The organism is Geojedonia litorea, from assembly GCF_042654525.1.
Lineage (GTDB): Bacteria > Bacteroidota > Bacteroidia > Flavobacteriales > Flavobacteriaceae > Geojedonia > Geojedonia litorea.
On record NZ_JBHSGP010000007.1, the window covers coordinates 51,173 to 67,717 of the forward strand.

The window sequence follows — 16,545 nt, forward strand, 5'->3', positions numbered from 1 at the left end:
TAATTGTATTTAAAATTCTAAATTTAGCTTTAATGAAAGAACAGCAGTTTAAATATTCAACCGGTGTTATAGCCTACCCTGTGTTTTTCGTGCTTCTGCTTTGGGTAGTATTTTGGATGCAGGTTCGGTTTTTTCCGGTTATAAAAACCTTGGGTATAGTGCCTCAAAGTATTGAAGGATTAAGAGGTGTGATTTTAAGCCCATTTATTCATTCTGATATTGAACATTTATATCATAATACCATTCCTTTATTCATTCTTTCGTTAGCACTCTTTTATTTTTATAGAACGATTTCGTGGAAGATTTTGATTTATGGCATTCTGCTATCAGGACTTATTACTTGGTTTATTGGCAGACCTGCTAACCACATTGGCGCCAGTGGTCTGATTTATGTGCAGGTGAGTTTTATATTTTTCAAAGGTATATTTGCAAAACACTTTAGATTAGTGGCCTTATCATTGTTAATCATATTTTTATATGGGAGTATGATCTGGTACGTGTTCCCAGTTAAGGAAGGTATGTCATGGGAAGGTCATTTAGGCGGATTAATTACAGGATTTATATTCGCACTAATATTTAGAAAAACAGTCGCTAAACCAGAGCGCTATGTTTGGCAAGAACCAGACTATAATGAAGAGAACGATCCGTTTCTAAAGCATTTTGACGAACATGGAAATTTTATTGAGCACAAAGATTTGGAATCTGAAGAAACACCAATAGAATCAACCAAAACTAAATATAACTACAAAGAAAATAAAGATTAACGACGTTGTCTAAGCGCTTCATACAAAAAGGCCCCACAGGCCACAGAAACGTTTAGTGATTCAATTTCGCCTAGAATAGGTAATTTGGCTTTGGCATCTACTACACTTAATACAGAAGGATTTATGCCTCGACCTTCAGATCCCATAATAATACCGCAGGGTTCCTTAAATGAAACATCATATAGTAGATCACTCGTTTTTTCGGTAGCGGCAATAATTTTAATCCCAGAAGCCTGTAGGTAGAAAACAGCATCTTTAATATGATCAACTTTACAAATTGGGATTTTAAAAATAGCACCGGCACTCGTTTTAACAGTGTCGCCATTTACTGGAGCTCCTCCTTTTTTTTGAATGATGATTCCAGAAACACCGGTGCATTCAGCGGTTCTTATAATTGCGCCAAAATTTCTAACATCACTTAATTGATCTAACAAAAGGAATAGGGGAGTTTTACCTGATTCCATAACATCTAGGACTAAATTTTCAAGATCGTAAAATGTTATGGGCGCAATTTGGGCTATGGCACCTTGGTGATTTTTATTGGAAAGCTTGTTTAACTTTTCAATAGGAACATAGGATGCATTTAATCGTTCTTGACGTATTAATTGCTCAAGTTCTGAAAACAAGTCACCTTTTAATCCTTTTTGAAGAAATAGTTTGTCAATATTCTCTCCAGATTTTATGGCTTCAATAATGGCTCTAATGCCAAATATAGTGGTGTCGTTTTGCATGGGGTAAAGGTATGAAAATACGTCTACAAGGAATAAAAAAAACCGCTACAATTAGTAGCGGTTTTTATAATTATTCTTAACACTTTTAGTTATTTACGGGTGTTTTAACAAAAACATCTGAAATTCCTGGGAAATTAGAATTAGAATTAATTTCACTTTGAGGATATAAGAATCTTTGTGGAACAGAAGGAGCTGTTGAATTTTTAACAGGTACACCTAACACATTGTTTGTTCTTCTCATATCATGGAACACTTGTAATGATCCAACCAATGATATATATTTTTCTTCTAATATTTCATTAGTCAATGCTGAACCGGTTGATGTTGATGGAGGGAAAAGTCCACCATAAACAGTAGCTAAATGATTTCTAACCGCTGTAAATGCAGCTAAACCAGCGTTACCACCGTTAACACGTTGCTCAGCTTCAGCTTCAATAAGCTTTGTTTCAACATAAGATACAATTGGGAAACTTGCATCAACTGCAAAATAACCAGAAGAAGAAGTATTTAAATCAGATCCAGTAAAATATTTAGCTAGTCGACCTGAATCACCTGGTGTAGCTAATAATCTAGCTTGAGTTCCGTTCAAAAGTTTAAGTAAAGTACTTCCTTGAGCAGTTAAATAACCACCTCTTTGCTCCACTACAAATTGAAAATATAAATTTTTAGCTCCATTTGTATTAGAATGAGATGATATTAAATCTCCTGTTGGAGCACTAATTCCTAGTTTAGACTCAGCTAAAGCCATTGGGTAATTTTTAGCAACTAAATAATATCTTGCTTTTAAAGAATGCGCTATCTGTCCCCAAGTTGCTGAATTGCTTTTGTAAATAGGTGAACCATAAGCAGCAGCAACGGTTGCACTTCCAACTTTAGTTATTCCAGAACTCAAAAGTGATTGTACATGATCTAAAACTTGAGCTTGAGAATCATAACTAGGGTTAGGGAAATTTGTAAAATCCAATGCCTGTGAATCAGGAATGTCACCCCATAGTGCAGCTCCTTCACCTAGCAAAAGTGCTTGTACGATTTGTGAAACCCCTTCTAAAACAGCATTTCCATTGGCATTAGCTCTTAATTCAGCTTCTTTAGCTTGAGCCAAGCCATTCGCATATAAATCATCCCAATCGTCGTCAAAATCACCAGCTGTTACTGTATAACTATTGAGAGTGATGTATTGTCTATCACTTCCAGTAAACTGGTCAGTCCACACTCCAGCAGTTCTGGATGCCTGACTACCACTTAATTTCACTACTTCTAAATTTGCTTGCCCAATGAGTAAATTTTCAGGCGCACCAGTAAAGTTGTTTGGAGATTCATTAATTCCATCTGTGTAATCACTACAGGAAAAAGAAACCACCAGAGCAAACATGTAAATTATTTTTTTATTTAAATTTTTCATAATTATTATATCTTTTATTTAAAATGTTAAATTTAAAGTAAAGGCATAAGTTTTAGTTGCTGGATTAGTAAAATAATCTAAACCTCTTCCTAAAGTTGCACCAGTTAAATTTAAATCAGGATCAAATCCTTCTATTTTTGTCCATAGAGCTAAATTTCTACCTGAAACAGTCACGGAAATATCACTAAATCCTAAATCAGTTACTAATTTGTTCGGTAATTGATAAGCCAATGAAATTTCTCTTAAACGAGTCCATGATGCATCTTTTACGAACGATTCAGACTGATTTCCGAATCCACCTCCGTCAGAAGTATACCATTCAGAGTCTAAAGCTACAGGTCCAGCACCAAAGTCACCTATATTACCTCTAAACGTAGTTCCAGAAGTTATAGTTCTGCCGTCATAGGTTTGTAAGTTTTGACTAGCAGTACTTTCATTCGCAGTTTCTGGGTGTATTCCAAAAAACTTTAATACACCTTCTGTTCCTGTCCAATGATCATTTCCTTGAGATGTTTCTAATTGAGCAGATAAGGTAAATCCTTTATAAGATAGAACTGTTCCTAATCCTCCAATCCAATCTGGATTTGGATCACCTAAAACGCCTTCTTCAGCGGCAATAGTTGGGAAACCGTTTGCATCTAATACAAGATCACCTGATGCATTTCTTTCAAACTTACCACCCCATAAAGTACCAACGGCATGACCTTCTACAATTCTAGATGAAGTACCTGTGAACCCAGCTAAAAATACAGATTGAACACCATTTAAATCAGTAACTTCATTTTTGTTTTGAGAAAAGTTAGCATTGATAGACCAATTAAAACCTGATCCAACTAATATTTTATAAGACAAGTCTGCTTCAAACCCTTTATTGGTCAATTCGGCAGCATTGGCTAAAGTTCCATTAAATCCTGTAGATGATGGTACATCTATATTTAAAATAGCATCTTCAGTGATTCTATCATAATATGTTAAACCAAGAGTTAATCTATTTTTTAAGAACCTTAAATCTGCTCCAAATTCTAATTCTTTAACTCTTTCTTCTTTTAAGTTTGGATTTCCTAAAGTGTTGCTTCTAGTAAATGGATTTCCATAATTCGCAGCAGATAATCCATCACCCCATGAAGCAAAAATTCCACCAGGACCATATAATGTACTTGTAGCATAAGGATTAGGTGTAATACCAATTTCACCGTAAGCAACTCTTAATTTACCAAATGAGAATACATCACTTTCGCCAATTACTTCTGAAAATTGCCATCCCACCGAAGCAGAAGGATAGAATACGTTTCCTTCAAAAGTTGAAGATCTTTCAAGTCGACCTGAAGCTTCAAAATAAAATTGATTAAATAATTCAGCATTAAGTACAGCATAAGCTCCTGCTTTTCTAGTTTCAGATTTGAAACTAGTAGGTAGTTCGTTAGCAGCGGTTGCATTACCAAAAATTCTTAAATCATCAACATTTGGATTGGTGAAAATATTCGATGAACCTGATAGCCTAGCATATTGGTTTCTATCTAAAGCCGCTCCTAAAATCCATCCAAAATTAAAGTTGTCAGAGACATCATGTTGTGATTGAATAAAGATGTTTGCAGTTTCAGTTTTTTCTTGAATTTCGTCTTGGGCGTATGAACCAGTCGCTGCTCCACCGGCAGAATTTACAGGGAAAAAGGTTTCTCTGTGATCCGTATAATAATCAATTCCATATCGAGCAATTACGGTCATATTTTCAGCTAACTTCCAATTGACTTCAGGAGCAAAAATAAAGCGTTCAACCGCATTAGGGTTATCCTGCTCGTTAATTGTCCAACCTGGGTTATTATAAACAGGTGCAGCGTCTCCAAGATACCTTCTGTACCCTCTATGAGAGTTTAAGGTTGGTACATTGCTGGCGTTGTAATAAGTTCCTTTGTAGTCTCTGTTGTCATAATCAGGAGAGGTTCTTAAATAACCTAAATATAAACCTTGTAAGTTAGATCCTTGTTGAATACGATCTGATTTAATTTTAGAATAGTTGGCATTGAATTTCGCTGTAAATTGATCAGACAATTCTGCTGTATGATTAATACGTAAAGTTTGTCTTCTATAATTTGACTTTCCATTAATAATTCCATCTTGATTCCAATCAGAAAAACTCATATAAGTATTACTTGCTTCACCGCCAAAAGAAATACCTACTGAATTATCTAAAGTAATTCCATCTCCAAAGACTTGGTCTCTGTTAGTTTGATTATAAACTTCTCTAGAGTTTTTTGCAGTAATTGGGTAAATAATATTACCAGAAACAGCTTCAAACCTTCTATTTCCAATTGTAACAGCGTCGTCACCACCTGCTCTTGCAGAAATACGATCACCCCAAGAAAATCCAGTATTAGCACGCCATACTCCTCCATTAGAAGAGAAATCAGAGCCTACACCTTCCCACCAAAGCGGATAACCTTGTCCAAATGTACTTTGCTTATCAAATTCGATATTAATTTGATCAATTGCAACAGATGATTTTACCGTAACAGTAGTCTTTTTAACCCCAACAGATCCTTTTTTTGTAGTAATTACAATTACTCCGTTTGCAGCACCTGCACCCCAAACAGATGCAGCTGCAACTCCTTTAAGTACAGTTACACTTGCAATATCATCTGAATTGATATCATTTAAACGAGATTGTTGAGTAACACCAGCAGTACCACCTCCAACACTTGTGTTAGAAACTGCAACACCATCAATTATAATTAATGGATCAGAGTTTCCACTTAAAGAGTTTTGACCTCTAATTTGAATGTAAGCTCCAGCACCTGGATCACCTGAATTTCTGGTAATTTTTAATCCTGATGTCTTACCAGCAAGACCCTGAATTAGTCCAGACTCTTTAGCTCTGGTAATAGCTTCAGTACTTACTGTAGTAGAGGAGCTTAAGTCTTGATCTTTTTTCTTTTCAAGTCCTAATGCCGTAACAACGACTTCTTGAAGCACAGCTGCATCCTCTTCCATTGTTACATTAATAGTGTTAGAAGCACCAACGGTAACTTCTCTAGACTTTAAGCCTAAATACGTAAAAGACAAAACGTCGCCAGCATTTGCTTGAATGGTATATTTACCATCAAAGTCTGTCTGTGTTCCGTTTGTAGTTCCTTTTACAATAATATTAACCCCAGGAAGCGGTAAGCCAGATTCGTCTGCCACTGTTCCTGAAATTGTTTTGTCTTGTGCAAAAGTAATTTGCACAACAAACGCTAGTAATAGCGTTAAAATTCCACTAAACTTTGTTTTCATTTTATAAATATTTGAATTAGTCTGCGCCAAAAATCTTAATAATTAGTTAATAAAACAATAATTTTTACTTAAAATTTTAGAAAAATTAAAAATTACTAAATCGATTGCGTTGAATTTCGCATTAAAAGCGACTTAAGTCCATTGAAAGGGTTGTGAAGTTTGAACAGGGTAAGCTTTTGATATTCAGTTTAAATATGGTTATTTTAAAATGAATTACCTAACTTTTTTTGATAGGTAATTATTTACTAAAATCATAATCATAAATTTCAATGGTTTTACAATAAATTAATTTTTAAATGCTTTATCAGAACTGCATATTTTGAAAATCAAAAAAGCAGCGAGATATTATCGCTGCTTTTTGGTTTTGAGACTAAATAATTGTTATAATTTACCAACCAGGATTTTGTTGAGTTGCTAAGGTTGGGTTAGCATCTATTTCGATTTGGGGTATTGGCCATAAGAATCGTGAATCAGATCCTGGGATTGCAGCCACACCATATGGTCCGGTATAAGGTGTGCCTAATGTAAAGGTGGCTGCTGCTGGATTTCCATTTGCCACTTTTGCTGGGATACCATCTATTGGATGTAAATTGTCATTTTGTAATCTATGAATATCAGACCATCTGCGACCTTCCATTAAAAACTCAATCCTTCTTTCAATAAGAATTGCACCAACCATTGCTGAAGGGGTAAGGAAAGAAGTAGCCGTGTAAGCTTGAGTGCCAGGGCTTGCCAAAGCTCTATTTCTTACCATGTTCAATAGATTCAATGATGCAGTTAAATCTGGAGTAGATTTGCGAGCATGTGCTTCTGCCATATTTAATAAAACTTCAGCATATCTAATTACAGGAGCGGCGTCAGTGTAGTTTACTCCATCTCTGTATTTAGCTGTATACTTTCTTCCTGAAACTGTAAAAACCATTCCATCTGGGTTCGTGCCATTATAAGTTTCAGATCTACGTTTATCATCAACTAACCAACTTGGATCTCTCCAAATGATTGGGCTAATACACACGAGCCTTCTTCTGTTATATTGAGAAGCCAGTGCTGCGTTAACACCAGGGTTGTTAGTAGAAGCTTGCAAGATTGAGAATATGGATTCTGTGTTGCCATAGCTATCGTCAAATGGTCCGTCAGGCTCAGGTGTTAGAGTGTATTTTCCATTTAACTTAGTTCCTTCAACAATGACATTGTTCCAATCCCTCATATGCAGGTATACTCTTGTTTTAAAGGCTATTGCTGCATTTTTAGAAGCTTTAGTTAGTGATGTGTTTGTAATAAGAGATTCAGCATCGTTAAGGTCAGCTAAAACTTTTTGATAACACTCTGCTACAGTATTTCTTCCTTTTAAAATTTCTGAATCAATTTCTCCTTGAGTGTCTACACCAACTTCTCTATAAGGAATTCCTGGGTGTCCGGCATTTGAAGTAAAATTGTATGGTCTGGCAAAATAAGTTAATAACTCAAAATGGGTAATCGCTCTTAAAAATTTAGCTTGTCCAATGTAGTTGTTGCCTATTTCTTGGGTTATGATATTGTTTGCTACCGCTTTGGTTACACCTTCTATAACTAAATTAGCTCTATTAATTAATCTATACCCATCTACCCAATAATAAACATTATTAGCAGTTGTTGGATCATAAGTTGCTGTATAAGTTAATTGGTAAAAAGTTGCTGTATTAACAACATCTTCTCCTCGACAATCACCTTGTTGAACAAATGCGGCACCCCAAATATATCCTCGACCTCCATTAGGAGCGGTTGAGTTATATTGTCCTATTGCAGCAGCATTGTACATTCCGTTAATAGAGCTTTCAATTAAGCTAGGTGAAGAAAATGCATCATCAACAGAAATGTTGTTGATTGGGCTTAAGTCTAAAATACTATCTTCTGAACATGAAACCAATCCGATTCCTATAAAAGATAGTGCTATAAATTTGAATATATTTTTCATTTATTTAAAAATTATAAATTAACGTTTAATCCTAAAGACAAAATCTTTGCTCTTGGTGTGCCATTCAAGTCAACGCCTCCAGTTTCCATTTCAGGATTAAGACCTTTGTAATCGGTTATGGTTAAAAGGTTTTGACCTTGAACAAATAATCTGACGGCATCAACCTTTATTCTGCTTGTAACATCTTTTGGTAGTTGATATCCTAAAGTAACATTGTCAAGACTGATAAAGTCGCCATTCTCTAAAAATCGTGTTGTTGCTCCACTCGTAAGGTTTGAGAAAGTATTGTTACTAGCATACAGTCTAGGTGTCATGCCATCTCCAGGGTTTTCTGGACTTTGCCACCTTCCTAAAATTTCAGTACTATTATTATTTAAATTCTGTGTTACCAGATCTCTTCTAGTTGAGTTGAAAATTTTGTTACCACCACTGAAGCGAAACATAAAAGTTAGGTCAAAGTCTTTATAATTTAACTTATTGATAACTGAACCAAAATATTTTGGTAAAGTATTGCCTAATATTACTCTGTCATCTGCAGCACTTAACGAAGATGGAGTGGATAAATCTTCAGGGTTATTAGGGTCAAATACAAAATACGTATTTGGTCCTATATTGCCTTGAACTAAAGTTCCGTCACCTTTATAATAAACTGGATTTCCGTTTGCTGGATTTACTCCCCAATATTTGTAGCCATAAAGAGAGTTGATGGATTCGCCTTCACGGATTATTAAGTTGGGAGCAATATTAGTATCTGTGAAAGTTCCTCCTAAAATATCTTGGCTATTAGGAATACTTGTTACCTCATTGTTTTCTAAAGTTAAATTAGCAGAAATATTCCAGCTGAAATTACCATTGTCTATAGCTCTAAAATCAGCTAAAAATTCGTAACCTTCGTTAAACATTGAGCCTATATTGGTTTTAACTCTATTACTTGGCACACCAAGTGATGGTGGAATAGGAACATCTAAAATTAATCCGTCAATATCATTTTTGTAATAATCAAAACTTAATTTAAGACGATTTTTTAATAATGCTAAATCAACGCCGTAGTCGGTTTTTTTACTAGTTTCCCATAGTAATTGATCATTACCAAATTGAGTAAATGCAATTCCGTTAAGAGTTCCATATTGAGAAGCTGATGTAAGTCCTAAATAAGGGTAGCTTCCGATTTCAGTATTTCCAACTTCAGAATACGAGCCTCTTATTTTGAATTCATTAATTACATGGTTTAAGCCACTAAAAAAATTTTCTTTGGCAATATTCCATCCAGCTGAATATCCAGTGAAGTTATTCCATCTTTTGGCTTCACTCAATTTTGAAATTCCGTCACGTCTCACAGAGCCTTGCAGAAAGTATCTTTGTTTGAAATTGTAGCTTAATCGGCCAACATAAGAAATGATTCCGTTTTCAGTAATTCCTCCGCCAGAAGTTTGTGTTCCGTAGGCATCTGTTACTAAATTGTTGTTGTAGAATTCATCTAAAAGATTTGTTCCTGTTCCAAAGAATGATTGGTTTCTTTCTTTTTGATATTCAGCAACAGCTGTTGCACTAAAATTGTGAGCTTCATTGAAAGATTTATTATAGGACAAAATATTTTGAATATTCCATCTTAATAAGTCAGTATTATTATTTTGAAGACGACCATTAGATCCTCGACCATCGCCATGGACAGGGCTATAGTATAGGAATCCTGATGTTAATGGGTTGTCAGAACTTGCTTGGAATCGATAGTTTAAGCCATCTAAAATATCGATAGAAGCAAATGTATTTACAATAGTCCTATTAATTTTGGATTCAAATCTATTATTATCTAAAACATAGACGATGTTAGAAATGTTGTCCCCTACTGGGTCAGTATTGTCCCATTGACCAACAACACTATTGTCATCAGATAAGTTATATCCTGTTGGATGGGCAGGATTATATATTGGGGTGTTTGGTAGTTGTCTTGTGGCGTTGAAAATGTTTCCAGATAATGAATTTCTACCTGTATTTAAACCGCTATATTCCGTTCTTGTAACTGCAATACTTCCTCCTACGGTTAGCCATTTGTTTATATCATGTTCTAAACTGGCTCTTAAATTATATCGGGCCATAGAGTTGGCTTTTGCAACACCTTCTTGATCTGTATAACCTAAAGAGAAAAAGTATTTTGTGCTTTCTGTCCCGCCGTTTAAGGAAAGGTTATGATCAGTTTGTAAAGCACTAGAATTTAATACTGCTTTTTGCCAATCGGTATTGTAGTCTGCGCCAATTGCCCAAGGAGCTTGGCTTCTATTGGTGCGTTTTTCATTCGCAATAATTAAAAAGTCTGGTGTTTCTAATAAGTTAAATGTTTTAATTGCTGATGCGAATCCAACAACATTACTGTAGTTAACCTTCATAGTTCCTTTCTTTCCTTTTTTTGTAGTGATTAAAATCACACCATTTGCAGCTCTTGATCCGTAAATTGCGGTGGCGGCACCATCTTTAAGTATCTCAAATGACTCTATATCATTGGGGTTAATGTCTCCTAGACCGTTTGCTGAAGCATATCCTCCAACATTTCCGGAATAGATTGGCATTCCGTCAACAACAATTAGAGGAGATGTACCAGAACCAATAGAAGCGATACCTCTAATTCTAATTCTTGGAGATTCTCCAATAATTCCATTGTTTGTTGTCACTTGAACACCAGCAGCTCTACCAGCTAGTTGAGATTCAAAACTTGGCGTAACCAAACCTTGTAAATCACTTCCAGAAATACTAGAAATAGATCCTGTGACCTCTGTCTTTTTTTGCACACCGTAACCGATAACGACAATCTCATCTAATTCGGCTGCATCTTCGACCATTGATACATTAATTGTGTTTGAAGTACCTACGGTAACTTCTTTGGATTTAAGCCCTACGTAGGAGAACGCCAATATGTCACCTGCTTTAGCACTTAATGAATAATTACCATCAAAATCAGTTTGAGTTCCAACTGTTGTTCCTTTTATCAGAATATTAACTCCGGCAATAGGAATCCCAGATTCATCAGACACTGTTCCTGAAATGGTTTTTTGTTGAGCAAATAAAATCTGCCCAACGAACACTAAAAATAGTGTTAGTAGTATGCTACATTTTGTCTTCATTTTTTTGAATTAGTTAAAAATTTTGCCGGCAAATGTGATAAATAATTACACATAAAGCAATAGAGCGTGTTAAATAATTAAAAATTTAACAAAATAAATGTTAAAATGTTGAAGATAAACTAATATGAATTTTTGAATTAGAAAGTGTAAATTCTTGGTTTTCAGAGTTCCCGGAACTGTAATTTAATTTAAAAAGCCCAGCTTGAGTGAGTAGGCCAAAACCAAAACCAAGACCTAAAAGTTTGTCTTTTACATCAATTATTTGGTTTTCAAAATAGGCGAGATCTATAACAGAATGAATGTAAAGATTATTGCTTACTCGGTATCGGTATTCTGAATTTAGTACCGAAAATAAATTTGCATATAAACTATTCTCTTCAAAACCCCTAATCGAGTTGATTCCGCCAAAACGCATAAGCTCATTTTCTAGATAATTATCTGACATTAGTGAACCACCATTTAATCTCAAATAAATATTATTTCTTGTGTTAAGATGGAAAATTTTAAAAGTATCAAGATATAAACTTGTTTGTGATGTATTAATGTTTTCTAATGTTCGTTTGCCAGTCCCAAAACTTAAGTCAAAAAGAAAGTTTGTCGGAAATAAAATATCAAATTTTTGATTCCTTTGATGAGCATAATTGAATAAGTAGAAGTTTGATTTGTAATCCTGTAATAATGCTGTTGAATTCTCTAATAAATTATTCGATGAAATTGAATTAATACCTGCAGACAAAACATTTCTCGAATTAAATTGATAAATAAGTTTTGCAGATTGTGATGTTGTAATAAAAGTTGAATCTTTCCTAAATATGTTTAGTTTGAATTCGGTCCCTAATGGAGAACCAAAAACGTAAGGCATGCTTACCTTAATGTCAAAGGTTCGTTGTTTGTTCTCATCGCTTTTGTATAATAATTTAAGCGATTCTCCATAATTTAAGTTATTAGTAAGATTTAAATTTAAATAGCCATCAAATTCGATATTTCCTGTTTGATCGTTTGTTCCAAAACCTAAAAACCCATCAAAGGTGTTGCTGTTCGCTTTCTCAATATATATGTATAGAGAAGTTGAATCTTTAGTGAAAAGTAGTTCAGGTTCTCTTATTTGATTTGCGAAAACCAAATTTTCAAGATCTGATGTTTTACTATTAATTGATTTGATATTTAATAGTTGCTTTGGTTTAAGTTTTAAGTAATGCTTGATATATGATCTTGGAAACTTATCATAACCCTTGACTATAATTTGATCAATGGTTCGTTGGTCTTCATTCTCATTGATTATTACCAAAGTACCTTTTAGGGTAAGGTCGTCATTCTTAAGAACATCAATAATCTGAATTTTTAAAAATGGATTGCCTTTTTCGGCCAAAGCAGCATTTAAATAGTTTAAAGATTCTTCGAGTTTTTCAAAACTTATCCTAAAAAAATCATCATTAACTTCTGAAGCAATATTAGATATGACTTTCTTTTCAATGAGTCCTTTATAATAGAGGTCTATGGATTTGTATTTTATTCCTATGTTAAATAAGGCAAGAAACGTGCTGTCATTCGCTTTTTGTATCGCTTCTAACTTGCTTTCTAAAAAACCTATTTTTTCTAATTTATTTTTTAAGCTATAAATTTCATTATTCAGGGATTCATAATCATTAAATAGTTTCTTATAGCTAATCGAATCGAGAATTTTTGTTTCGTTTTCGGCTTGCCCTTTTGCTTTCAAAAGCAAGGATTGAGACTCCACAGTTGATGAAAATAACAAGCATAAAATCCCAATGGTTCCAAAAAGCTTTTTGAGCATAAAAATTGAATAGATATCAAATATTAACGTAAAAAATCATCTAAAAATATGGTATTAAAAAAATAAATCCTCAATCTTTTTAAAATTAATCATTTTACATTTGAAAAATTGATATTTATTTCTACCTTTGCAGCCCTCTAAAGAGAGGGTTTAACAAAATTATATATAGAAATATATGCCAACAATTTCACAATTAGTACGAAAAGGAAGAGCCAAAATAACCAAGAAGAGTAAATCGGCTGCTTTAGATTCGTGTCCACAACGTCGTGGAGTTTGTACGCGTGTTTACACTACTACACCTAAAAAACCTAACTCGGCAATGCGTAAAGTTGCAAGGGTAAGGTTGACTAATGGTAATGAGGTGAACGCATACATTCCAGGAGAGGGACACAATTTACAAGAGCACTCGATAGTATTGGTTAGAGGTGGAAGGGTAAAAGATTTACCAGGAGTTAGATACCACATTGTTCGTGGTGCTTTAGACACAGCAGGTGTTGCAGGCAGAACACAACGTAGATCTAAGTATGGTGCAAAACGCCCTAAAAAGTAATTAAAAACTTTAAGAAGAAGACATGAGAAAAAGAGCAGCGAAAAAAAGACCGCTTTTACCAGATCCACGTTTTAACGATCAGTTAGTGACACGTTTCGTGAACATGATGATGTGGGATGGTAAGAAGTCAGTAGCTTTTAAAGTATTCTATGATGCAATTGACATTGTAGATTCAAAAAAGACTGACGATGAAAAAACAGCTTTAGAATTATGGAAAGATGCTTTATCTAATGTGATGCCTCACGTAGAAGTACGTAGCCGTCGTGTTGGAGGTGCAACATTCCAAATCCCTATGCAAATTCGTCCAGATCGTAAAGTATCTACAGCCATGAAATGGTTAATTAGTTACTCACGTAAAAGAAATGAAAAATCTATGCCAGCTAAATTAGCTGCCGAAATCTTGGCTGCTGCCAAAGAAGAAGGTGCTGCTGTTAAAAAGCGTATGGATACTCACAAAATGGCCGAAGCTAATAAAGCATTCTCACACTTTAGATTTTAATTTAAGATGGCAAGAGATTTAAAATATACAAGAAATATAGGTATTGCTGCTCATATTGATGCAGGAAAAACAACTACAACAGAACGTATTCTTTTCTATACAGGAGTATCTCACAAAATTGGTGAAGTACATGATGGAGCGGCTACTATGGACTGGATGGAGCAAGAGCAAGAAAGAGGTATTACAATTACTTCTGCTGCGACTACTTGTGAGTGGGTTTTTCCTCGTTTAAATGGGGAGCCAACACCAGATTCAAATAGTTTCCACTTTAATATTATAGATACCCCTGGTCACGTTGATTTTACGGTTGAAGTAAATCGTTCATTACGTGTATTAGATGGATTGGTATTCTTGTTTAGTGCAGTTGATGGTGTTGAGCCTCAATCTGAAACTAACTGGAGACTTGCTGATAACTATAAAGTGCCTCGTATTGGTTTCGTAAATAAAATGGACCGTCAAGGTGCTAACTTTATGGAAGTTAATAAGCAGGTTAAAGAAATGTTAGGTTCTAATGCAGTGCCTATCGTTCTTCCTATTGGTGACGAGATCGATTTTAAAGGTGTTGTTGATTTAGTAAAGAACAGAGCTATTGTTTGGCATGACGAAACTTTAGGAGCTACTTTCGATGTGATCGAAATTCCTGAAGAATTAAAAGCAGAAGCTAAACAATACAGAGCATTATTAATAGAAGAAGTAGCAACTTACGACGAGAACTTACTTGAGAAGTTCATGGAGGATGAAGATTCTATTACAGAAGATGAAATTCACGCTGCATTAAGAGCTGCCGTTATGGATATGGCAATCATCCCAATGATTTGTGGTTCTTCATTTAAAAATAAAGGTGTTCAATTCTTGTTGGATGCTGTATGTAGATATTTACCTTCTCCTCTAGACAAAGAGGCTATTATCGGTGTGAATCCTGATACTGAAAAAGAAGAGAAAAGAAGACCATCTGTTGATGAGCCGTTTGCTGCATTAGCATTTAAGATTGCTACAGATCCTTTCGTAGGTCGTTTAGCATTCTTCCGTGCCTATTCAGGACGTTTAGATGCAGGTTCTTACGTGTTAAATAATCGTTCAGGAAACAAAGAACGTATTTCACGTATTTACCAAATGCACGCTAATAAGCAAAATGCAATTGATTTTATTGAAGCTGGAGATATTGGAGCTGCTGTAGGATTTAAATCTATCAAAACAGGAGATACATTATCAGATGAAAAACATCCTATTGTTTTAGAAAGTATGAACTTCCCTGATCCAGTTATTGGTATCGCGGTTGAGCCTAAAACTAAAGCAGATGTTGATAAATTAGGTATGGCTTTATCTAAATTAGCTGAAGAAGATCCAACATTTACTGTTAGAACTGATGAAGCATCAGGACAAACGATTATTTCTGGTATGGGTGAGCTTCACTTAGATATCATTGTAGATCGTTTACGTCGTGAGTTTAAAGTTGAAGTAAATCAAGGTCAACCTCAAGTAGAGTATAAAGAAGCTATCACAAGAACAGCACAACACAGAGAAGTTTACAAAAAACAATCTGGTGGTCGTGGTAAATTTGCCGATATCGTATTCACATTGAGTCCGGCAGATGAAGGAAAAACTGGTTTAGAGTTTGTTTCTGAAATCAAAGGAGGTAACGTTCCTAAAGAATTTATCCCTTCTATTGAAAAAGGATTCAAACAAGCCATGATTAATGGTCCATTAGCAGGTTACGAAGTAGATGCTATGAAAGTGACTCTAACAGATGGTTCATACCATGATGTGGATTCTGATCAATTATCATTCGAATTGGCTGCAAAACTAGGATTTAAAGCTGCTGCAAAAGCTGCAAAAGCGGTAATCATGGAGCCAATCATGAAATTAGAAGTGTTAACTCCTGAAGAAAACATGGGAGATATTGTAGGAGACCTTAACCGTCGTCGTGGTCAAGTAAATGACATGGGTGACAGAGCAGGTTCAAAAGTTGTGAAGGCACACGTGCCATTATCTGAAATGTTTGGTTATGTAACATCATTACGTACGCTATCTTCAGGTAGAGCAACATCAACAATGGAATTTTCACATTATGCTGAAACTCCTTCAAACATTTCTGAAGAAGTAATTAAAGCAGCTAAAGGCGTTGAAGCTTAAATTTTAAGAAAATGAGTCAAAAAATCAGAATAAAATTAAAATCATACGATCACAATTTAGTAGACAAATCTGCTGATAAGATTGTAAAAACTGTAAAAAGTACAGGTGCGGTAGTAACAGGACCAATTCCATTACCAACCCACAAAAAGATTTTCACAGTGTTACGTTCACCTCACGTAAACAAGAAGTCAAGAGAACAATTTCAATTAAGCTCATATAAGCGCTTATTAGATATTTACTCTTCATCTTCTAAAACTATTGATGCTTTGATGAAACTTGAATTACCAAGTGGAGTAGAAGTAGAGATAAAAGTGTAAGTGAAATTCAAGGT

At 34.8% G+C, this 16,545-nt stretch carries 11 protein-coding genes; 5 read left to right on the forward strand and 6 right to left on the reverse strand.

From position 1 onward, the window contains the following. Window positions 1–32: 32 nt before the first annotated feature. On the forward strand, window positions 33–764 hold the full coding sequence (locus ACFO5O_RS03795) for a rhomboid family intramembrane serine protease (RefSeq protein WP_387961121.1): 732 nt from the start codon (window positions 33–35) through the stop codon (window positions 762–764). On the opposite strand, the gene rlmB is transcribed toward ACFO5O_RS03795, so the two are convergent. The 6 genes from rlmB to ACFO5O_RS03825 all read right to left on the reverse strand — a co-directional run bounded on the left by rlmB (window position 761) and on the right by ACFO5O_RS03825 (window position 13,032). Beyond that, the gene (gene rlmB / locus ACFO5O_RS03800) at window positions 761–1,495 is read right to left on the reverse strand and encodes a 23S rRNA (guanosine(2251)-2'-O)-methyltransferase RlmB (RefSeq protein ID WP_387961123.1); all 735 of its coding nucleotides are present in this window, start codon (window positions 1,493–1,495) and stop codon (window positions 761–763) included. The two genes, ACFO5O_RS03795 and rlmB, sit on opposite strands and share 4 nt — an antisense overlap. Window positions 1,496–1,580: 85 nt before the next feature. Then, on the reverse strand, window positions 1,581–2,897 hold the full coding sequence (locus ACFO5O_RS03805) for a SusD/RagB family nutrient-binding outer membrane lipoprotein (RefSeq protein ID WP_387961125.1): 1,317 nt from the start codon (window positions 2,895–2,897) through the stop codon (window positions 1,581–1,583). A gap of 18 nt (window positions 2,898–2,915) precedes the next feature. Then, on the reverse strand, window positions 2,916–6,167 hold the full coding sequence (locus ACFO5O_RS03810; protein WP_387961127.1) for a SusC/RagA family TonB-linked outer membrane protein: 3,252 nt from the start codon (window positions 6,165–6,167) through the stop codon (window positions 2,916–2,918). A gap of 388 nt (window positions 6,168–6,555) precedes the next feature. After that, the gene (locus ACFO5O_RS03815) at window positions 6,556–8,121 is read right to left on the reverse strand and encodes a RagB/SusD family nutrient uptake outer membrane protein (RefSeq protein ID WP_387961129.1); all 1,566 of its coding nucleotides are present in this window, start codon (window positions 8,119–8,121) and stop codon (window positions 6,556–6,558) included. 11 nt (window positions 8,122–8,132) lie between these two features. Next, window positions 8,133–11,237 (reverse strand): SusC/RagA family TonB-linked outer membrane protein, encoded by a 3,105-nt coding sequence (locus ACFO5O_RS03820; RefSeq protein WP_387961130.1) that lies wholly within the window; start codon window positions 11,235–11,237, stop codon window positions 8,133–8,135. Between the two features lie 100 nt (window positions 11,238–11,337). Then, window positions 11,338–13,032, reverse strand: coding sequence for a BamA/TamA family outer membrane protein (locus ACFO5O_RS03825; RefSeq protein WP_387961132.1), 1,695 nt, complete (start codon window positions 13,030–13,032; stop codon window positions 11,338–11,340). A 175-nt stretch (window positions 13,033–13,207) separates the two neighbouring features. On the opposite strand from ACFO5O_RS03825, the gene rpsL reads away from it, so the two are divergent. The 4 genes from rpsL to rpsJ are packed head-to-tail and all read left to right on the forward strand — an operon-like array spanning window position 13,208 to window position 16,531. Then, window positions 13,208–13,582 carry a 30S ribosomal protein S12 gene (gene rpsL, locus ACFO5O_RS03830; RefSeq protein ID WP_057783973.1) on the forward strand — a complete coding sequence of 125 codons (375 nt, stop codon included), beginning with the start codon at window positions 13,208–13,210 and terminating at the stop codon, window positions 13,580–13,582. A gap of 22 nt (window positions 13,583–13,604) precedes the next feature. After that, window positions 13,605–14,081 carry a 30S ribosomal protein S7 gene (rpsG, locus tag ACFO5O_RS03835; RefSeq protein WP_387961134.1) on the forward strand — a complete coding sequence of 159 codons (477 nt, stop codon included), beginning with the start codon at window positions 13,605–13,607 and terminating at the stop codon, window positions 14,079–14,081. 6 nt (window positions 14,082–14,087) lie between these two features. Then, entirely contained in the window at window positions 14,088–16,214 is a 2,127-nt protein-coding gene (gene fusA / locus ACFO5O_RS03840) for an elongation factor G (RefSeq protein WP_387961136.1), read from the forward strand. Window positions 16,215–16,225: 11 nt separating this feature from the next. After that, entirely contained in the window at window positions 16,226–16,531 is a 306-nt protein-coding gene (gene rpsJ, locus ACFO5O_RS03845; RefSeq protein ID WP_007650482.1) for a 30S ribosomal protein S10, read from the forward strand. Window positions 16,532–16,545: the final 14 nt, after the last annotated feature.